The sequence below is a fragment of the Providencia sp. JUb39 genome (genome assembly GCF_012272845.1).
In the GTDB taxonomy this organism is placed as follows: domain Bacteria; phylum Pseudomonadota; class Gammaproteobacteria; order Enterobacterales; family Enterobacteriaceae; genus Providencia; species Providencia lanzhouensis.
This window is the reverse complement of the sequence record NZ_JAAWXD020000001.1, coordinates 495,965-517,043: the sequence shown is the minus strand read 5'-3', so window position 1 is coordinate 517,043 and position 21,079 is coordinate 495,965. Positions and strand designations below refer to the sequence as shown.

Genomic DNA, 21,079 nt, shown 5'->3' with positions numbered 1-21,079 from the left:
TTTAAGCTTAATATATTTAAGTAATAACTTTATTATTCGAATATATCTAACTCAATAATTTAACATATTTTCAATAGACGGTTTCTATGATTGTTTTCTCTTCATTACAAATTCGCCGAGGTGTACGTGTTCTGCTGGACAATGCAACTGCGACTATCAATCCGGGGCAAAAAGTCGGGTTAGTGGGTAAAAACGGCTGCGGAAAATCCACATTGCTGGCACTGTTAAAGGGTGAATTGCAAGCGGAAGCAGGATCAGCAACCTTTCCAAGCAATTGGTCTATGGCGTGGGTGAACCAAGAAACCCCCGCCCTTGATGTACCTTGTATTGAGTATGTGATTGATGGCGATCGTGAATTTCGCGCCTTAGAACATAAACTCCAACAGGCGAACGAAAAAAATGATGGTCACGCTATTGCCGTCATTCATGGGCAATTAGATGCCATTGATGCGTGGACAATTCAGTCCCGAGCAGCGAGCTTGCTACATGGTCTTGGCTTTAGCCAAGCACAGCTACAGTCTCCGGTAAAATCATTTTCTGGTGGATGGCGTATGCGCCTGAACCTTGCACAAGCCCTGCTGTGCCGTTCCGATTTATTACTTCTCGATGAACCAACGAACCACTTAGATTTAGATGCAGTGATTTGGCTGGAAAAATGGCTTAAAAGCTACTCTGGCACCTTGATTTTGATTTCCCATGATAGAGACTTCCTCGACCCAATCATCGACAAAGTGCTGCATATCGAGCAAGAAACCATGTTCGAATACACGGGCAACTACTCCTCATTCGAACGCCAACGTGCCACTAAACTGGCGCAGCAACAAGCCTTGTATGAGAGCCAACAAGCTAAAGCCGCCCACTTACAAAGCTATATTGACCGCTTTAGAGTTCAAGCCACCAAAGCTAAACAGGCACAAAGTCGAATTAAAATGCTTGAACGCATGGAGATGGTCGCCCCTGCGCACGTGGATAACCCATTCCATTTCTCATTCCGTCAACCTGAAAGCCTGCCGAATCCATTATTAAAAATGGAAAAAGTCAGTGCAGGTTACGGCGAAAAAGTGGTATTAGAATCCATAAAATTAAATTTAGTTCCGGGTTCTCGCATTGGGTTACTCGGCCGTAACGGTGCCGGTAAATCCACATTAATCAAAATGCTAGCAGGCGACTTACCGCCATTACACGGTGAAATCTCACTCGCTAAAGGGATCAAACTGGGGTATTTCGCCCAGCATCAATTAGAATATTTGCATGCGGATGAGTCCCCATTACAGCATCTTGCTCGCCTTGCGCCAGAGCAAACCGAGCAGCAATTACGCGATTACCTTGGCGGCTTTGGTTTTAAAGGTGACCAAGTGACGGATCCTAGCGGACGTTTCTCCGGCGGAGAAAAAGCCCGCTTAGTATTAGCTCTAATTGTCTGGCAGCGCCCTAACTTACTGTTACTCGATGAGCCAACCAACCACTTAGATTTGGATATGCGCCAAGCACTGACCGAAGCGTTAATGGCTTTCGAAGGCGCATTGGTTGTGGTTTCCCATGATAGGCACTTACTGCGCACGACCACCGATGAGCTGTATCTGGTTCATGGCGGAAAAGTCGAGCAATTTGATGGCGATCTTGAGGATTACCAACAATGGTTAGCCGAGCAGAACAAAATGGAGCTACAGCAAGCTCGTGATCTGCTTGATAAAGAAAAACCAGCCAGCACATCAACCGTGACGGCGCAAGATAGAAAAGACCAAAAACGCCGTGAAGCCGAATTCCGTCAGCTGACCCAGCCTATCCGTAAAAAAATCACGGAGCTGGAAAAGAAAATGGAAAAACACTCTGCATCATTAGCTGAGTTAGAGGCGAAGTTATCCGATGCTGCCATTTATGAGCAAGATAAAAAAGCGGAGCTAACTGACTGTTTGAAAAAGCAAACTGAGCATAAATCAGCCCTTGAAGACGTTGAAATGGAATGGATGGATCTGCAAGAGCAGTTAGAAACTATGACCAATGAGTTTGAAGCTGGCTAATTCGTAATAGCCTTTCAATAATAACCCTTTATTAAAATCAAATTAATAAGGGGTTATTTCAATAAACAACCAAAAAAGATAATCATAATTGGATTTCTTGCATTTAAAAATTTAATTACACATAAAAATCTTATTTAAGGTTTCTTTAAAACATAATCCGAAGCGTTGACGTATTATTAATAGAATTAAATATTAACATATCGTTAACCTGAAGCAGTTATAGCCACACAATCAAAGTGTAACACAAGAAATAACACTTATTCTTCAATGAATTAAAATCACCATAAAACGCACTAATTGCCATCTATTTTGTCGCTTAAATATCCCCATTATAATGAAGCCAATTCTACAAACTAAAAATAAAAACCTATAAAGATAAGGCATTAGCACTTATCAAGATTCTATGGTTGGTGCAGCATGATTTATATCATTACGATGCTCTATGGCAGAGACACAGCAAAAAAATATTTCTGGTTTATTCTGGCACTCACATTATTTGGTGTACTGATTGGTGCCTGCTTTTTTCTATTACCTTTTTTTGCTGATCCCCATGAGTTTATGATCTTCCTCTGTATTCCAATTTTATTGGAAGCCATTCGCTCGTTTGTCTGCGCGATGTATTGCCAAGGTGCTACCCGAGGACTGAGGATCAGTCGCGGATTAGTGCTACTTTTAATGGTTTACATTGTCTTGTTTTCTAAAATACATGCGTGGGAAACCGTTCTCTCTGGATTTATTACTGGCTTATATCTCATGGTCAGCGCTATCTGGAAAATGTCCAATAGCGTGGTTTTGAAATTTAAACGCTGGAAGTTGATGCTCACTGTCTCCATTATTGAATTCTCATTAGGTTTATGGAATTTCATTCCTTGGTCTTTTGACTATTCATCTCGCCAAGTTTATTGGGATGTCGGCACGCTGATTATGATCTTCTCCCTCGACTCATTCTTTGTTTACTACTTTGTTGTGAGCAGCCAAATTCCCAATGCCAATCATATGGTATTTACGCGCAATAATGACGCTTCAAATAGAGAGCGCGGCACACTACATGTATGGACAACTACCGGGCAACTGCCGCTATTTTTTAAAATTATCCAGCGTTATATTGTTTCCCGTAATTCATTGGGTGTGATTAGTACTGGGCATGTTGCTTTCGAGCTGGATGAAATTTATATCAGCCACTACCCAGAGAAAGATATTGACCGCGATACCGCGCAATTCTTGCAGATATTAAAATCCACCGAAGAAAACAATGACACAGGCGTTTTTCAAATCAGTTATCTTGATGAAATGAAAATTGCACCGCCATCCAACTTCAAATTAACCATTGAAGGGATCAGCAAAGAAAAGCTAGACGCATTCTGGCAAGAATACAGTAAAGACACGACCTACAATTTAACTAGTCGCAATTGTTCAACCGTCGTTTCTTTGGCGCTGATAAAAAGTACCGAGGGATATTTTACTGAGAAAAAAGGCGGTTTCATGCTACTGCTTAAATTGCTCTTTAGCCCTGAGCTTTGGGTTATGTCCCAACTCAGAAAACATGCAAGTATTATGACGTGGACACCGGGCATTGTTTTAGATTATTCCCGCGCCATGTCCGTTTTATTAAAAATGTAGCGTGCAGATGAGCAATCTATTACCTCAAAATGAGTGGAGAACGGAGTATCGCTATAAATCCCATATGGATTTTAATAACGAAACTTCAGACATCTCCATACATAATTTTCGCTCTTTTCAGTTTGCCGACAAAAATGAATATACTTGGGATACTAAGCATTACAATCTGTCTAACTTGCAAAGTGTAGATTTAGTACAATCCCACTGGTCTGGCAAAATGATCGCCCATGTTTTTCTGAGCTTCGGTTTTTCCAATGGGGATTATGTCTCTTTTTCTATCGAGACAAGGCGAAAAGCACATCAACAATTTTCGGTTTGGAAGGGATTTTTCTATAACTACGATATTATCTATGTGGTTGCTGATGAGCAGGATTTAATTGGCACTCGCGTTAATTTACGCAATGAGCAAGTCTATATTTATCCCTTAAATTTAGATAAGCCACTTATTACAGAACTGTTTCTCAATTATATGAGCAAACTTAATCAGCTCAAAGAGACCAACGAAAAATACCATTCCATGTGGAATAACTGCACAACCAGCATTTATAAAATCGCCAAAAAAACCTACCCTGATTTTAAATTTAACTGGAAACTGTTAGTCAGTGGCTACGCTTCACAATATTGCCATCAATTAGGCTTTATTGAAGATAAAGATTATTTTAATAAACAGCAAATCCCATTAATCCAATTGGTCGATAACCAATTTTCTCAAATAATACGCCGATAATAATGAAAAAAACCAGCCAAACGCTATAAAAAATAGCGAAGGCAGCGTTGAAATGTATGGCAAAAACAGCCTAAATCAATTTGGCTAGGCAGTACAAGAATAAAAAATATTAGACGCATTTCATGCAATTGTTATAGGGTGTCGTTTCACACCTTCACGCACATAACATGGTATTCGCCATCAATTTTTTCCGTGCCTTCCGTTTCATGTTCAAAACCCGGGAACTCACTATCCCATGCTTGTAAACTACGCAAATAGCCAATATGCGGGCTGTTGGTTTCTCCAAAGCTTTCACCCGATAACAACATTGGTATCCCCGGTGGGTAAGGAATAATCGAGTTCGCCGCAATACGCCCAGCCAGCTTATCTAACGGCACAGCTTCAACGCGATTCGCAACGATCTGCTGATAGGCATCACGCGGGCTCATCATAACATTGGGTAACTCTGAATAGGCTTGATTTAGCTGACTTCCCGGATTATTACGCTGCAAGTAAGCAAACATCTTATCCCCCAAGTCCCTCAGCCCCATCTCACCATAAATTTCAGGCGCCACTTCCACCACTTCAGGTAACACTTTTTTCAGTTGAGTGTTGGTATCATAGTGGCGTTTAAAGGAGAGCAATGCATTGACTAATGTGCCCCATTTTCCTTTGGTGATCCCCATAGAAAACAGGAACATAATTTGGAAATCGGTAGTGCGGGTCGGCACAATACCATAGTGATTTAGCCATGCGGTGACGAGCGCGGCAGGAACACCGGAATCAAGTAGCTTGCCATCGTCCCCCATTCCTGGTGCCAAAATACTCACTTTGATAGGGTCTAACATTGCCCAATCTGCAGGAATATTTTTGAAACCATGCCACGTATCTTCAGGGTTCATTACCCAGCAGCGTTGCTCTTTCATCAACAATTCAACAGGAGCAAACTCAAAATCATAGCGCTCACCAGTTGCAGGATCCTTCACCGTTTCCTGATTCCACGGTTTGAAAAACCACTCACCATCATTTTGGAACTCTTTGTACAGATAGCCGAGTGATTGACGAAAGTCGATGGCTTCGCGGATCACTTCATCGGTTAATGAGCGCCCACTATTTCCATCCATCATATCTGCCGCAATATCGTTCGATGCGCAAATGGCATACAGCGGCGATGTGGTTGCATGCATGTGATAGGCTTGATTAAAGCGATTAAAATCAATGGCATTACGTCCATTACGAACATGAATGAACGAGGCTTGCGACAGCGCATTCAATAATTTGTGCGTTGAATGAGTAGCGAAAATGGTAGGGTCATCCTCTTTGCGCTCTTCATCGCGCATCGCAAAATGGTCACGATAAATCGGATTGAATCGCGCGTAACCGTACCATGCCTCATCAAAATGAATTCTATCGAGGGATTTATCCAATAAATTTTGCACTTTACGCGCGTTGTAGCAAACACCATCATAAGTACAGTTTGTTACCACGCTATACGCCGGTTTTTTACCGATTTTATCGGCAGTAAATGGATTATTAGCGATCTTTTTCTGAATGGCTTCAGGGGACATCTCTGTGGGGTAAATCGGTCCAATAATCCCATAACGGTTACGACTCGGAACCATATAAACAGGCTTTGCTCCCGTTAAAATCAAACCTTGTTCGATGGATTTATGGCAGTTTCGGTCAATGACCACCACATCGTCATCCGTCATGCAAGCTTGCATAATGGTACGGTTCGAGCCCGAAGTCCCGACTACTACGGAATAGGATTGATCTGCACCAAAAATCCGTGCTGCGTTTTTCTCACACTCGCCAAATGCCCCAGTGTGATCAAGCAACGAACCAACGGCAACTCGCTCGATACCGATATCTGTGCGAAATAAATTTTCGCCAAAAAAATCGTGATAAATACGCCCTGCTGGCGTTTTAGTGAAACCCACTCCGCCTTGATGCCCCGGCGCTGCCCATGAGTGTTCGTGTACATCACTGTATTTAATCAAGCTTTTCATTAATGGTGGGAGCAATTGCGCACGGTAACGGATGATAGCAGCAAGAACACGTCCGGCAATAAAGTCCGCGGAGTCCTCTAAAATCCATGCAAATTCATCCACTTGCTCCATCATTTTTCTATCAAATGCCACTAAGGCTTCTTCACGATCACTCAACAGAAAAACGGGCACATCTTCTTGGCGACGATGTAGTTGGGTGATCAGCCGGTGAGCTTGAGCCTGTTCTTCCTTATCCGACATATCTCGCCCGTAAAGCAAGCAGTCAATGCTGGTATTTGAGCGAATATAGGCAAGACCGTCTTCAAAATCACGGATAATGACCGTTTCGACGTGTTCGTCATTCAGTTCGCTTGCCAGCCGCGCAACCGCATGGCTGATCACAGAATCTTCGTCTGTAAGCTCGGTATAAACGATCAATGCCCTCATGGACTCTCCCTCAATGAATTGTTTTAAGCTAAATAATGCCTCCTTTAGTCTTAACGCAGATAAGATTATTTTGCAAAGTTATCGAGACATTAATAGCTATTCGTCAAGTTTATTAATCATCACTTTGGCATTCATCACCAATGCTTTCGCTTTATCTTCCCGTTTTTGTAACAACGCCATAAACAGTAAATCGGTAAGGGTATTTTGTGCCGTTCTTGAAGAAATTGATGAACTGCGCCATTCGTTCTCTTCCGCCACACTTTCCAACATATAGTCTGACATTTGAGCGAGTGGAGAATCTTTCGAGCGCGTGATAGCGATAACACAAGCACCATTTTGATGCCCAATATTCGCGGCAGTGAGCATATCTTTACGCTTTCCAGAGAAGGAAATAACAATTTGCACATCTTTCGGCGTCAAGGTTAAGGCAGCGGCAATTTGAACGTGATGATCCGGCTCCACGAGAGTGGTAATACCGATTTTTTGAAGTTTATAGCTTAAATCTTTTGCAGTGAGCCCAGAGCCACCAATCCCAACAATCTGCACACGTTGCGCACTGTCTATACGTTCAATAATTTTTTCAAACTGTTTAAAATCAAGGCGTTTTGTTGTTTCTGTGATGGAATAATTTTTCTCTAATGCCAGCTTCTGCGCGACCACCATCAAGCTATCCGTTTGAGTAATACGGTTATGCAACGCACTGTGAGGCTCCCCCAACTCTTGCTGTTGGCGACCAATGATTTCACTCAACGCCAATTTCAGCGCGGGATACCCCTTTACACCTAACTTTTGACTAAACTTCACAATAGCGGATTGGCTGATCCCCAACTGATCCGCTAACTGTGAAGACGATAATTTCAGCACATTTTCCGGACTTTCTAAGATAAATTGTGCAATTTTACGTTGATTTTCCGCTAATCGCGGTAATAAGTACGTGATGGTATCGAGTAACGTCATAGTAGCTCTCAAGAAGATAAACCTTCATCAACAGAATAAATTTACAAATAAATTATTCCTCCAATAGAAACTCAATGCTTGATAATTAATCATTTAAATTCAAATAAATATTATTTTATTGAGTCATAAGCAAGCAAATTTATTCGCTTATATTGGCAGGAGAGAATAGATAACACCGTGATAACCATCACATCAAAGGAATAAATAATTCCATAGCATACCCCCATGATACGTTTAAGGAGTTATTACTATGTCGATTGATTTAAGCAAAATGGTCACGGAAAGCCGTAACGAAGCCAGTACCCACATTGACCAATTATCTACCATTGAAATGCTTCAAGTAATCAACAATGAAGATAAAAAAGTCCCTTTGGCTGTCGAAAAAACCTTACCGCAAATTGCACAATTGGTCGATAAAGTTGCGGCAGCTTTCCAGCAAGGTGGCCGTCTGATTTATTCCGGTGCAGGTACTTCGGGACGTTTAGGGATCCTCGATGCCAGTGAGTGTCCACCGACCTATGGAACCCCTCATGAACAAGTTATTGGGCTGATTGCTGGTGGTCACCAAGCCATCTTCCGTGCAGTTGAAAATGCGGAAGATAAACCCGAGTTAGGAGAGCAAGACTTAAAGAATATCGATTTTAATCAAAAAGATATTCTAGTTGGCATCGCCGCTAGTGGTCGCACGCCTTATGTTCTGGGAGCCATGAAATATGCTCGCTCCTTAGGTGCAACCGTTGCCTCAATTAGCTGCAACCCTGATAGCCCTGTTTCCCAAGCGGCTGACATTGCCATCACCCCGATTGTGGGTGCTGAAGTTGTCACTGGCTCTTCGCGCATGAAAGCGGGAACCGCACAAAAACTGATTTTAAATATGATCACCACAGGGGCGATGATCCGCATCGGCAAAGTCTTTGGCAATTTAATGGTAGATGTGGAGGCGACCAACGCCAAGCTCATTGAGCGCCAGACTAAAATTGTGATGGAAGCAACCGAATGTGACCGCCAAAGCGCAGAATCTGCATTACAACAATGTGATAGACACTGTAAGACCGCGATTTTGATGATTTTATCTGGCTTAAATGCCGATGAAGCTCGTCAATTGCTCGCTAAAAATCATGGCTTTATTCGCACTGCCCTCAACATCGCAAAATCCGTCTAATCAGCGGATCTCTATGAGAGAAACAGTATGGCTAAAATAACAAATGAAATGATACAGCAGATCCTGCAACACGTGGGGGGCGGTCGCAATATCAAGCAGTGCGGTAACTGCATGACGCGTTTACGGCTCACCTTACATGATGACCAGTTTGTCGATAAAACCGAAATCAAAAAAATCCCCGGTGTACTGGGCGTGATTGAAAGTGACGACCAGCTGCAAATTGTTTTGGGTCCAGGAAAAGCCCAAACAGCCGCGGATTTAATGAAGCAAATGTTAGAAAATGGCGAAGCGGATGAAGCTCATGACGCTACCGCGACCCAAGATCTGAAAGAGATTGCTTCTGCCAATAAACAGCAGATGAAGAAGAAACAAACCAGCGCCGTTCACCGCTTTCTATCTAAATTTGCGACTATTTTTACCCCATTAATTCCGGGCTTTATCGGCGCAGGTCTCTTAATGGGCTTGGCGTCATTACTCACATTATTATCGGCGAACCAAAACTTATTCCCTGCGGATTCAACCCAACTTGCCCATCTCAAAAGCTTAATTGCGTATATGAGTGTATTCGGTAAAGGGTTATTCACCTTTATGGGATTGTTGATTGGTTATAACGCCCAAAAAGCGTTTGGGGGAAGCGGTGTTAACGGTGCCATTATCGCTGCGCTGTTTATTTTAGGTTACGACCCGGCGGCCACTAAAGGCTTCTATTCCGGCATGACAGACTTCTTTGGTTGGTATATCGACCCGAGAGGCAACATTATCGGGATCCTAATTGCCTGTATTTTTGGTGCTTGGGTTGAAAAACAAGTACGCAAAATTATTCCAGCCAGCTTGGATATTATTTTAACCTCAACGATTACACTGTTAATCGTCGGTGCTGCGACCTTTGTTTTCATTATGCCTATCGGTGTGTGGTTATTCGAAGGAATGTCTTGGCTATTCATGCATTTAAACGGAAACCCTATCGGCACAGCCGTCTTAGCGGGTCTGTTCTTAATTGCGGTAATGTTTGGTGTCCACCAAGGCTTTATTCCGGTGTATGTCGCGTTAGTTGAAGCGCAAGGGTTTAACTCGTTATTCCCAATCTTAGCGATGGCGGGTGCGGGTCAAGTAGGCGCCGCATTAGCGCTGTACGTGAAAGCCCAAAAAGGCTCTGTTACCCGTAGTCAAATTGGTGGTGCCCTATTCCCCGGTTTCTTAGGCATTGGTGAACCATTAATTTACGGGGTGACGTTACCGCGCGTGAAACCGTTTGTCACCGCTTGTTTAGGGGGCGCTGCTGGTGGTTTCTTTATCGGAGCGGTCGCGTGGATGGGTTTACCTGTTGGGTTAAATACTGTATTCGGTCCTTCAGGGCTAATCGCTATTCCGTTGATGACGTCAGATCAAGGTGTGCTTCCTGCAATGGCAGTGTATGCTGGCGGTGTCTTAGTCTCTTATCTATGCGGGTTCATTTTCACTTATCTATTTGGTAGTAAAAATGTCGATTTGGACTAGAGAATAGTGTGGATTGAAAAGCAAAAAGGCACCTTAGGTGCCTTTTTTCTCGTAAAAAAACTTACTCCAACCAAATTAACGGTACACACGCAGCGGTCAATATTCCCATCACTAGGTTGAAAATAAACCATGCGCGGCGGCTACGTAAGAAAATCCCAATCAAGGAACCAAAGCCCATCCAAATCAAGCCCGCGACAAAATTCACAATCACAAACGCGATGCTCATCACGATAATAGACTGAGTAAATAACTCGCCTGGAAGACTAAAACTCCCTACTGCGCCTAGCCCCATCATCCACGCTTTCGGGTTTAAGAACTGCAACAATCCGCCTTGAAACCAAGTAACGCTTTTAGAGGCTTTACTGTCTGTTTTGAGTGGCTCGTAACTGGCAGTGGCTGTTTTCCACGCTAGCCATAATAAATAAACGCTACCAATGATTTTCAGCACAATATGAATTGCAGGATATAATAGTAATAGCGCGGCAACACCGAAGGCGGACAAATATAAGATTGACTGCATGCCCAGCATTATTCCTAATAATAATCCGATACTGCGACGAAAACCGTAGTTAGCTGCACAAGAGGTCAACAACATGTTGTTAGGGCCGGGTGTAACTGCTGCAATGAATAAAAACGTAAAAAGCGAAAAAATTAGCCCTAGAGTCATTTATACTATATTCCTCAACCTAAATTTGTTTCTAGATTTGTTTACTTGCATCACAGAAAAATAACAGTATGTTATGTCACTCACAAGCGTTCCACTAAATAAAAAATAAGGCCATGTCAGAAAATTTCCGCCCTATGAGTTGGGCAAAGAACCCACATCTCCAAACCTTATTGCCAAGGATCTTTCGCCGTACCCCGAAAATTATCCCAACATGGCAGCGATTAGAATTGCCTGACGGTGATTTTATCGATCTTGCTTGGAGTGAAAACCCAGAACAAGCGAGCGAAAAGCCTCGTTTAGTGATTTTTCATGGGTTGGAAGGAAATTTTAAAAGCCCCTATGCCCACGGGATGTTAGAAAGCGCCCAAAAACAAGGCTGGCTCGGCGTGATTATGCATTTTAGAGGATGCAGTGGTGAACCTAATCGCCAAAAACGCATTTACCATTCTGGTGAAACCAGTGATGCTCGCTATTTTTTACATTGGCTAAAACAGACATGGGGTGATGCCCCCACCGCCGCGGTAGGTTATTCCCTTGGCGGTAATATGCTCGCCTGTTATTTAGCTGAAAACGGTGAGAATGCTGAATTAGATGCAGGCGTTGTTGTCTCGGCGCCATTAATGCTCGAAGCCTGCTCCATGAAAATGGAGAAAGGAATTTCTCAGCTCTATCAACGTTACCTATTAAATGGATTGAAACGTAACGCCACCCGCAAACTGGTGCGCTATCCCGGTTCACTCCCTCTTAACTTGTTGCAGCTAAAACAGTTAAAACGCATTCGTGAATTCGATGATGTGATCACCGCGCGTATTCATGGTTTTGATGACGCTGCTGATTATTACCAAAAATGCAGTGCGCTACCTAAGTTATCTCAAATTACTAAGCCAACCCTGATTATTCACGCAAAAGACGACCCATTCATGGCGCCCGAAGTCGTGCCTGATTTAAGCCATTTACCCGAAAATATTGAATACCAAATGACGGAGCATGGTGGGCACGTCGGGTTTGTCGGCGGTAGTTTTAGAAAACCACAAATGTGGTTAGAAACTCGCATCCCTCTGTGGCTAACTGCGTATTTGAATGAGCAAAAATCATGATTATTCCGTGGAAAGATCTCGCACCTGAAACCCTCGAAAATCTTATCGAGAGTTATGTTTTGCGCGAAGGAACCGATTATGGCGTTCACGAAAAAAGCTTGCAGGACAAAGTCAATGATGTGAAACGGCAGTTAGTTTCCGGCGAAATTGTGCTAGTCTGGTCTGAGTTACATGAATCGGTAAATTTCATGCCTAATAACCAGTTTCGCCCGTAGCGCTGTTTCTCAAAAATAGTGGTCATGGCGTAAAACAGGGAGTCCACTATGTCGAAGAAGCATCCGATTATTGCAGTGACGGGTTCGAGTGGCGCAGGAACAACCTCAACGAGCCAAGCTTTTCGTAAAATTTTCCATCAATTAAATATCCGCCCGGCTACCCTCGAGGGGGATAGTTTTCATCGTTATACCCGCCCTGAAATGGATATGGCTATTCGTAAAGCTCGCGAGCAAGGGCGCCATATCAGTTATTTCGGTCCAGAAGCCAATGATTTTTCTCTACTTGAACAGACTCTAATTGATTATGCCCGAACAGGTGAGGGCCAATCTCGGAAATATTTACACACTTACGATGAAGCCGTGCCTTATGGTCTACAACCCGGAACATTTACGCCATGGGAGCCATTACCCGCTAATACCGATGTGCTGTTTTATGAAGGATTACATGGTGGCGTAGTCACCCCAGAGCATGATGTTGCTCAGCACGTTGATTTACTTGTGGGTGTAGTGCCGATTGTTAACCTTGAATGGATTCAGAAATTGATCCGCGATACCACCGAGCGAGGGCATTCTCGTGAAGCCGTAATGGATTCTGTAGTCCGTTCGATGGGGGATTATATTAACTATATTACGCCGCAGTTTTCTCGTACTCATATTAACTTCCAACGGGTTCCTACCGTTGACACCTCTAACCCTTTCTCTGCTAAAGCAATACCTTCACAAGACGAAAGTTTTATCGTTATTCGCTTTAGAGGATTAGAGCAGATCGATTTTCCTTATTTATTATCCATGTTAAATGGCTCATTTATTTCCGCGATGAATACCATTGTAGTACCCGGTGGGAAATTAGGACTCGCAATGGAGCTTATTATGATGCCATTAGTGGAAAAGCTAATGAAACAGCGAAATGGGTAGTTTGACACTCTCATTAAAGAGATAAATAACAAGATGCTTATCTTAATTATCGATAAGCATCTTAATATCAAGAAAACAATTACGGCGCTTTAATTTCGAAACTATGAGTCACGTTAACCGTTTTTTCTAGCATGATAGCAACGGAACAATATTTTTCAGCCGAAAGTTGAACCGCACGCTCTACCACTTTGTCCGTTAATTCACGTCCCGTCACAATAAAGTGCAGGTTGATATCCGTAAAATAACGAGGGGCTTCTTCACGACGCTGTGAAGTTAACTTCACTTCACAATCAACAATATCCTGACGACCTTTTTGCAGAATAGAAACCACATCAATCGCGCTACATCCGCCTGCCGCCATTAAAACCATTTCCATCGGACTCGGTGCTTTATCGCCCGCATTACCATCCATCATGATTTGATGACCTGATGCTGACTCACCTAGAAAAGAGAGCCCTTCAACCCACTTTACGCGTGCTTCCATTTTTATTCCTCTCGAAAATAGTGATATTTATCGTCACATTGTTCCATATATCTAGACAATGTTATATCAGCATTATTAGGCTGAAGCGATACAGGGAAGACTTTCGGCATTGGATATGATACAAACAATGGTCAGTTGATAGGATTAAGATCAAAACTCAACGATTTAATTGATTATATTATACAATTGATATTAATTTACGTTAGCCTAGAGCAGCATTAATAATAGGCATCAATGTGACTTAATATGCTAAGCTAGACACTTTAAAGTCAGCCTTTCCCTACTTTTCGAAAGGTTGCAATAACATACAGAGGATAACGCTAATGGTTCTCGGCAAGCCACAAACAGACCCTACTCTTGAATGGTTTTTGTCACACTGCCATATTCATAAGTATCCATCCAAGAGCACTCTGATCCATCAGGGTGAAAAAGCAGAAACCCTTTACTACATTGTTAAAGGTTCAGTGGCTGTTTTAATCAAAGATGAAGAAGGCAAGGAAATGATTCTCTCTTACCTCAATCAGGGAGATTTCATTGGCGAACTTGGGTTATTTGAAGAAGGGCAAGAACGTACTGCATGGGTTCGCGCGAAAGTTGCTTGCGAAGTCGCGGAAATTTCTTACAAGAAATTCCGTCAGCTGATTCAAGTCAATCCAGATATCCTGATGCGCCTTTCCGCGCAAATGGCAAGTCGTTTGCAAACCACGTCCGAAAAAGTGGGTAACCTTGCATTCTTAGATGTTACTGGTCGTATTGCTCAAACATTATTGAATTTAGCTAAACAGCCTGATGCGATGACTCACCCAGACGGTATGCAAATCAAAATTACTCGTCAGGAGATCGGTCAAATCGTAGGTTGTTCTCGCGAAACTGTCGGTCGTATTTTAAAGATGCTGGAAGATCAAAACTTAATCTCAGCACATGGCAAAACAATTGTTGTTTACGGCACTCGCTAATTTACCTGTCAGCCTCACCTTTCTTGGTGAGGCTTCGATATTGAAATAGCTTTATACTTCACGTACAAAGCTATTTTTCTTACTTATAGTTCCGTTTATATCATCTCAGTAACAAGTGTCGTTTCTTTATATTATTTCTATTTATTGTCGCTATAAAATAATAACTAACACAGTTAATAGTGATTAAATAATGAATAGGAGCAATAAACATGATGGTATCCAATAATTCTCGACACTCTAGCTACACAACCGTATTAGATTCAAACCAAAATGCAAAAAAGAATACTCACAGATCACGTTTAATTGACTCAATTAGCAATATTATAAGCACTATCGCCTCTTACTTTAAAAGGCAAAATAACTCATCGGTAGAGAGCGAAAAATCGAAGTTTTATATTTCATTGAATGGTTATGAGAAAGATGGTTTATTAGATGCTAACGACCTACTACGAATGAATATATCTAATCTTCAAGAAGAAATATCTTTATATGACAGAGAAATATTCTCAGAAGGAAAAAAGAAAAATCTATTCCCTATCCTTCAGACTCATGCACATTTAAAATCAAGAATTAAAAATAGCCTTGAAATAAAAGATATCCACAAACAGAACATAGAGTTTGAAGATATTATGAAGGTACAATGTCAAGTTATAAGTGACTCAATAAAAAAACTAAATGATATAAAGTCAACTGAAGCAAAAGTCTTTGGAAAAAAACCTATCAATGCCAAAGAGTTTATTCAAAATATCACAAATAAAATCAATGAATCTCAAGAGAAATTGGGTACAACCTGTGTAACAGATAAAGCTAACAGTAAAGTTAAAAGCATTCCTGACAGTCATCAGAACGATGAGTTTGAGTTCAACGAAAGGTTTGAGTGGAATTATGAATTAAATGAATTACCATTCGTAGTACAGAGAAATTTAACAAGCATACCGAGTACTTTATCCATGACTACACCTTTTTTAATTGAAGGTAATTTAGATACTCAATCAATAATAAATCATATTGAATTCACTGAAACACTGAATCAGTGGGATAACGATTTCCATCCTAATAATAGTAATTTAAAGACTAATAGCAATGAAAGCGAAAATAATAAAATCATTACTGAACTAAAAAATAGACTTAAATTACAGCAAGAGCTCACTGAAAGATTACAGAATGATAAAGATGATCTACAAGATAAAATTAATAAAAATAAAGAAGGATTAAATTTATTAAAGAAAATAATCACTGCGGACACTAAAATAATCAAATCCACACATATGCAAGAAAAAATCATATCAAAGAGTAATGAATCTATTGATGACTTAAATGATTCAACTGAAGCAAAAGAAAATCTCTCAAAAGTAATGTCTTCTGAAAAGTTCGACTCCCAAAAAACAGACTCAGACATCAAGCGAAATAAGAGCAAACGTAAACTAACTAGCTTTAATCACAGCGAAAAGACGAGACGTCTCCATAAAGGCGTTCCAACGATCGATATCAGTCGTATACCACACTCGTCTAATCGACCTGAAATCAAAGAAACAAGAACATCAGAACTAAGAAAAGCAATTATACAAGCTGATAAATAGTCAATTGTGCGTTATTCACCGCTAAGTTGCAGAAGAGAATATTCTGCAACTTAGCACACAACTTATTTCAATAATTTATTTATTGCCGTTTCTAACTTCGCCATACCGCTATTAATTTCATCTTCAGAAATAATCAGCGATGGTGTGAAGCGCAATACATTCGTGCCCGCATTCAGCATCATCAGCCCTTCTGCCGCACAAGCTTGCAAAATATCTTTTGAGCGATTCAGTAATTTGCCATTTAGTTCTGCGCCAATTAATAAACCCATACCGCGAATTTCAGCGAAAATGCCATATTGGTCATTAAGCTTGTTTAAATGGGCGACAAATAACTCACGACGTTTAGCAACACCATCAAGTACTTCATCGGTATTGATAATATCAAAAGCAGCATTGCCGACAGCACACGCCAGCGGATTACCGCCATAAGTGGTTCCATGTGAACCTACTTCCATAGTATTCGCAATGTCCGCGGTTGTAATCATCGCACTAATCGGGAAGCCACCACCGAGCGCTTTTGCCGTGGTTAAAATATCGGGAACGACATCATAGTGCATATAAGAGAATAATTTCCCCGTACGCCCCATTCCACTTTGCACTTCATCAAAAATAAGTAATGCATTATTTTCATCACAAAGTTTACGCACTCCTTGCAGAAATTCTGATGTCGCAGGGGTGACTCCACCTTCCCCTTGAACTGGCTCCAATACTACCGCGCAGGTATTTTCATCAATCACGGCTTTAACAGCCTCAAGGTCATTAAAAGGCACGTGAATAATATCCGCAGGCTTTGGACCAAAACCATCAGCATATTTCGCTTGTCCACCGACTGAGACAGTAAATAATGTTCTACCGTGGAACGCTTGCTTGAATGCAATGATCTTCGTTTTATATGGGCTATATTTGGTGATGGCATAACGACGCGCTAACTTGAATGCGGCTTCATTCGCTTCAGAACCAGAGTTCACAAAAAATGCACGGTCTGCAAACGTTGCTTTGGTTAATTTTTGAGCCAGTTTTAACGCCTGTTCATTGGTAAAAACATTGCTCACATGCCAAAGTTTTTCGCTTTGTTCACGAACAGCAGCAACTAAACTTGGATGACAATGACCCAGTGCTAAAACCGCAATCCCGCCTGCAAAATCAATATATTCTTTACCTTGCTGATCCCAAACGCGACTACCTTCGCCTTTAACTGGAATAAATTCAGCTGGCGAAAAAATAGGTAACATAACCTGATCAAAAGTTTGCCGATTGACTGCGTGTTGTTCTGACATACCCCTCACCTGCTCTTTATCGAATGCTTAAATGAAAATATAAGCATCAAATATGAATAAAAAATCAATAAAGAGCAATAGGGAAGGGTAAAATATGCATAATTAATTTTGCTATTCGCGAAAATCAACCACTAATATTTGAGAAAGTTACTCAACAACTCATGACCTTGTTCGCTGAGAATACTTTCAGGATGGAATTGAACCCCTTCAATGGGCAGGGTTTTATGGCGGATCCCCATAATTTCATCGATATCCCCGTTATTCAGTGACCATGCGGAGACATCAAAAGAGGCTGGCAGTGTTTCTGCCGCAATCACTAAAGAGTGATAGCGAGTCACCGTTAAAGGCCGATTAAGTCCTTTAAATACCCCTTGATGATTATGGTGGATAGATGATGTTTTGCCGTGCATCACTTCTCTCGCTTTCACGACAGAGGCACCAAAAGCTTGCCCAATGGCTTGATGACCTAAGCAGATCCCCAAAATGGGCACTTTTCCGGCAAAATGTTTTATCGCTTCCAGAGAAATCCCTGCCTCATCAGGCGTGCAAGGACCCGGTGAAATGACCAAATGGGTTGGAGCCAATTGTTCAATTTCTTCAATGGTAATTTCGTCATTACGTTTCACCAGCACTTCCGCCCCTAGTTCGCAGAAATATTGGTATAAGTTGTATGTAAATGAATCGTAATTATCAATAAGTAAAAGCATAGTAGCCTATCCGACTGATTTTTATCATTATAAGTTTTTTTGTTTATGCATAATTTGTGGCGGTTAGCAATTAGAACGCGTCCCAAAAACCATAAATTATCACAAAGGGCGGCTATCATAGCACAGCCAAGACAGGAAAATAGCCTATTTACGTCAAGTAACCCACTTTCAGTATAAAATTTCCATATAAAAATCATGGGATTATGTTCACAAGAATATAACAACATTCAAAATTTGATAATAATTGCTTTAAATACAATGGAATAAAATAGCAGCAGCCAGACTAAATTAGATCCCCCTTCGATTGTATATTTTATGGGCAATTTATTTTTTTACTCTAAAATTAGCTCTATATTTAGTACTAATTTTAGAGGTTGCTATGTATACCAAAACGCTTCTTGCTAAAAAAACATCATCAATTAGCGAATTTAAAAAAAATCCCTCCGCCGCAATGAATCAAATGGAGAGCCTGTTGCCATTTTGAGCCACAACAAAGCGATCTTCTACTGCGTACCTACCGATTTATTCGAGCTCATGGTAGAAAAACTTGGCGATCAACTCCTATTAGAAAAAGCAATCGCACGCATGGATGATGATGAAATAGAAGTGAGTTGGGATGACTTATAATGGAAAGAGTGTAAGAAAAAATGCAAAGAAAGACTTTATGATAAGAGGATGACTAACAAGAATCACCCTCTCTATTAGACGATATTACAGCAAACAGTATTAAGGCTTTTTAATCACTTCCGCAGAAATAATCGTAATAGGTTCAACAGGAACATTTTGATATGGACCTACGTTCTCTGTTTTCACTTTAGAAATTTTGTCTGCAACATCCATTCCTTTAACAACTTTACCAAATACCGCATAGCCGAAATCACGTTGGCCGTGATCTAAAAACGCATTATCAGCAACATTAATAAAGAATTGGCTGGTTGCACTGTCTTTATTTGCGCTACGAGCCATTGAAATAGTGCCACGTAAATTACGTAATCCATTATCAGCTTCATTAGCGATTGGTGCACGAGTTTGTTTTTGCTGCAATTCTTTATTAAAACCGCCGCCTTGGATCATAAATCCAGGAATAACACGGTGGAAGGTTGTACCATTGTAATAACCTTCATTAACATATTGCAGGAAGTTTTCAGTACTAACAGGGGCTTTTTTACTATTGAGTTCTAACTCAATATTACCTGCGGAGGTGACTAATTTGACGTAAGTTTCACCCGCGGCTAATGCAAGAGAAGTTGTGCTCATTGCACAGATTGCCAATAATGGCACAAAAATTCGTTTCAACATTCAAGATCCCTTTTGTTAATACCCAAAAACATATTAATGCCCAATTCTAGAGCGAAGCGGGAGTAATTGCTAAAGATTTACCTATATTTACGCCAAATAGTTAAATTTCGCTGAATTAAATTAATTGTAGAGTAATTTAATGAAAAAGCCTTCGCTTAATGTCATTCTCAAATAGATATCACACCAAATATCCCCCTTTTGTTGTTTGTATGCTATTCAGTCGCTATAATCCCCCAGCCTTTTGAGGCTACTCAGGGAGAACCACCAATGGCAATTAAAAACCACAACTACCACATGACAAAATTTGTCATCAGTGCCCCCGATATCCGTCATCTACCAAAAGATACGGGCATTGAGGTGGCGTTTGCTGGCCGATCTAACGCGGGCAAATCCAGTGCATTAAATGCATTAACACAGCAAAAAAGCTTAGCGCGAACCAGTAAAACACCGGGAAGAACTCAGCTTATCAACCTATTTGAAGTTGAAGAGGGCATCCGCCTAGTTGACCTTCCGGGCTACGGTTATGCCGAAGTACCTGAAGAGATGAAGCGCAAATGGCAGCAAGCTCTCGGTGAATATTTACAGAAAAGAGAATGTATCAAAGGGTTAGTGATTTTGATGGATATCCGTCATCCATTAAAAGATCTCGATATGCAGATGATCGAATGGTCAGTCGCCATGAGCATTCCTGTTCTTGTTCTACTCACCAAAGCGGATAAGCTCGCGTCAGGCGCAAGAAAGAAACAGTTAATGGAAGTTCGCCAAGCATTAGCGCCGTTATCAGCGGAAGGCGATATTGAAGTGGAATATTTTTCTGCACTGAAAAAAATGGGTATCGATAAATTACGTATCAAACTCGACAGTTGGTACAGTAACGCCGCAGAATAATCTTTTCATTCCTTGTACGCCCATGCGGCGTACAACGGTCTATGCCGTTAGCGCATCAAAATTTATGCAAAAAAAATGCTCCAGTCAAAAACTTGACTGGAGCAGCTAATATTCAGCTAAATCCGATTACGTGAAGTAAAAGGTCTGAAAGATAGAACATCTTACCTCTGTACCCTACGCCTGATAATGTACTTTATTTTCCGCTCGAAAAAAAGGCTTTTTGTAGTTTTTTTTCAAAGCTTACTACGATTCAGCCCTGTATATTGCCTAATAATTCGTTAAAAACGTATTTTTACTACATATTTATGAGATCTAAGTCGCATAATAACAACCTTAGCTATCCCAACGATATATTTAAAATTCAGTGTTTTACCCATGAATTATGTGCAATTTAAAGGGAATAAAACGCCTCCAAATTTCTGCGTAAATACCACTATAAAAAATATTCTAAGCATAAAAAAACACCCCAAAAATTGTCGCCAACCTTTGGGGTGCCTTACATTATCTTTTGCTATTCGCTTTTAGGTTTTATTAAGAGTTTTTTCTCTTTATCTCTTACCCAACCAATACTCTAAATAGTTCATGTTGTGGCAAGG

The 21,079-nt window shown here is 41.1% G+C and carries 19 protein-coding genes; 11 read left to right on the top strand and 8 right to left on the bottom strand.

The features are described 5' to 3' along the window. Positions 1–86 precede the first annotated feature (86 nt). From HFU86_RS02290 to HFU86_RS02280, 3 genes are all read left to right on the top strand, one after another. On the top strand, positions 87–2,021 hold the full coding sequence (locus HFU86_RS02290) for an ABC transporter ATP-binding protein (protein WP_108478762.1): 1,935 nt from the start codon (positions 87–89) through the stop codon (positions 2,019–2,021). Between the two features lie 417 nt (positions 2,022–2,438). Continuing rightward, complete coding sequence (locus tag HFU86_RS02285; RefSeq protein ID WP_108478761.1) at positions 2,439–3,641, top strand: peptidase; 1,203 nt, start codon at positions 2,439–2,441, stop codon at positions 3,639–3,641. 7 nt (positions 3,642–3,648) lie between these two features. Then, the gene (locus HFU86_RS02280) at positions 3,649–4,368 is read left to right on the top strand and encodes an Lnb N-terminal periplasmic domain-containing protein (protein ID WP_036948703.1); all 720 of its coding nucleotides are present in this window, start codon (positions 3,649–3,651) and stop codon (positions 4,366–4,368) included. 146 nt (positions 4,369–4,514) lie between these two features. Here the strand turns inward: HFU86_RS02280 and adiA are convergent, their stop codons facing one another. Then, the gene (adiA, locus tag HFU86_RS02275) at positions 4,515–6,782 is read right to left on the bottom strand and encodes an arginine decarboxylase (protein ID WP_187128648.1); all 2,268 of its coding nucleotides are present in this window, start codon (positions 6,780–6,782) and stop codon (positions 4,515–4,517) included. A 96-nt stretch (positions 6,783–6,878) separates the two neighbouring features. Continuing rightward, a complete protein-coding gene (locus tag HFU86_RS02270; RefSeq protein WP_187128647.1) occupies positions 6,879–7,739 on the bottom strand; it encodes a MurR/RpiR family transcriptional regulator in 861 nt (286 codons plus the stop codon). Between the two features lie 250 nt (positions 7,740–7,989). Here HFU86_RS02270 and murQ point away from each other — a divergent pair, with 250 nt between their 5' ends. Next, positions 7,990–8,901, top strand: a complete 912-nt coding sequence (murQ, locus tag HFU86_RS02265) for an N-acetylmuramic acid 6-phosphate etherase (RefSeq protein ID WP_132496951.1) — start codon at positions 7,990–7,992, stop codon at positions 8,899–8,901. 27 nt (positions 8,902–8,928) lie between these two features. Further along, positions 8,929–10,398: a PTS N-acetylmuramic acid transporter subunit IIBC gene (murP, locus tag HFU86_RS02260; protein ID WP_187128646.1), complete on the top strand. Its 1,470-nt coding sequence runs from the start codon at positions 8,929–8,931 to the stop codon at positions 10,396–10,398. Positions 10,399–10,459: 61 nt separating this feature from the next. Here murP and HFU86_RS02255 read toward each other — a convergent pair whose 3' ends face one another. Then, positions 10,460–11,065, bottom strand: a complete 606-nt coding sequence (locus HFU86_RS02255) for a LysE family translocator (protein WP_132496949.1) — start codon at positions 11,063–11,065, stop codon at positions 10,460–10,462. 113 nt (positions 11,066–11,178) lie between these two features. Between HFU86_RS02255 and HFU86_RS02250 the strand changes: the two genes are divergently transcribed. The 3 genes from HFU86_RS02250 to HFU86_RS02240 are packed head-to-tail and all read left to right on the top strand — an operon-like array spanning position 11,179 to position 13,292. Then, a complete protein-coding gene (locus HFU86_RS02250) occupies positions 11,179–12,162 on the top strand; it encodes a hydrolase (protein ID WP_108478755.1) in 984 nt (327 codons plus the stop codon). Next, a complete protein-coding gene (locus HFU86_RS02245) occupies positions 12,159–12,377 on the top strand; it encodes a YheU family protein (RefSeq protein WP_108478754.1) in 219 nt (72 codons plus the stop codon). The genes HFU86_RS02250 and HFU86_RS02245 overlap by 4 nt, the downstream gene beginning before the upstream one ends. 48 nt (positions 12,378–12,425) lie before the next feature. Further along, positions 12,426–13,292, top strand: coding sequence for a phosphoribulokinase (locus HFU86_RS02240; RefSeq protein ID WP_132496948.1), 867 nt, complete (start codon positions 12,426–12,428; stop codon positions 13,290–13,292). Between the two features lie 79 nt (positions 13,293–13,371). Here the strand turns inward: HFU86_RS02240 and HFU86_RS02235 are convergent, their stop codons facing one another. After that, entirely contained in the window at positions 13,372–13,776 is a 405-nt protein-coding gene (locus HFU86_RS02235) for an OsmC family protein (protein ID WP_036948679.1), read from the bottom strand. Between the two features lie 323 nt (positions 13,777–14,099). Between HFU86_RS02235 and crp the strand changes: the two genes are divergently transcribed. Together crp and HFU86_RS02225 are read left to right on the top strand one after the other, a co-directional pair. Next, complete coding sequence (crp, locus tag HFU86_RS02230) at positions 14,100–14,732, top strand: cAMP-activated global transcriptional regulator CRP (RefSeq protein WP_006813718.1); 633 nt, start codon at positions 14,100–14,102, stop codon at positions 14,730–14,732. A gap of 209 nt (positions 14,733–14,941) precedes the next feature. Then, positions 14,942–16,312 carry a hypothetical protein gene (locus HFU86_RS02225; RefSeq protein ID WP_187128645.1) on the top strand — a complete coding sequence of 457 codons (1,371 nt, stop codon included), beginning with the start codon at positions 14,942–14,944 and terminating at the stop codon, positions 16,310–16,312. 62 nt (positions 16,313–16,374) lie between these two features. Here the strand turns inward: HFU86_RS02225 and HFU86_RS02220 are convergent, their stop codons facing one another. From HFU86_RS02220 to ppiA, 3 genes are all read right to left on the bottom strand, one after another. Beyond that, the gene (locus HFU86_RS02220) at positions 16,375–17,589 is read right to left on the bottom strand and encodes an aspartate aminotransferase family protein (RefSeq protein ID WP_187128644.1); all 1,215 of its coding nucleotides are present in this window, start codon (positions 17,587–17,589) and stop codon (positions 16,375–16,377) included. Positions 17,590–17,720: 131 nt separating this feature from the next. Next, positions 17,721–18,296, bottom strand: coding sequence for an aminodeoxychorismate synthase component II (locus HFU86_RS02215; protein WP_036948669.1), 576 nt, complete (start codon positions 18,294–18,296; stop codon positions 17,721–17,723). Between the two features lie 726 nt (positions 18,297–19,022). Further along, positions 19,023–19,595, bottom strand: coding sequence for a peptidylprolyl isomerase A (gene ppiA / locus HFU86_RS02210; protein ID WP_108478750.1), 573 nt, complete (start codon positions 19,593–19,595; stop codon positions 19,023–19,025). Positions 19,596–19,862: 267 nt separating this feature from the next. Here ppiA and yihA point away from each other — a divergent pair, with 267 nt between their 5' ends. Next, positions 19,863–20,483 (top strand): ribosome biogenesis GTP-binding protein YihA/YsxC, encoded by a 621-nt coding sequence (gene yihA, locus HFU86_RS02205; protein ID WP_132496945.1) that lies wholly within the window; start codon positions 19,863–19,865, stop codon positions 20,481–20,483. A 112-nt stretch (positions 20,484–20,595) separates the two neighbouring features. Here the strand turns inward: yihA and HFU86_RS20280 are convergent, their stop codons facing one another. Then, positions 20,596–20,643 carry a hypothetical protein gene (locus HFU86_RS20280; protein ID WP_438361642.1) on the bottom strand — a complete coding sequence of 16 codons (48 nt, stop codon included), beginning with the start codon at positions 20,641–20,643 and terminating at the stop codon, positions 20,596–20,598. Positions 20,644–21,079: the final 436 nt, after the last annotated feature.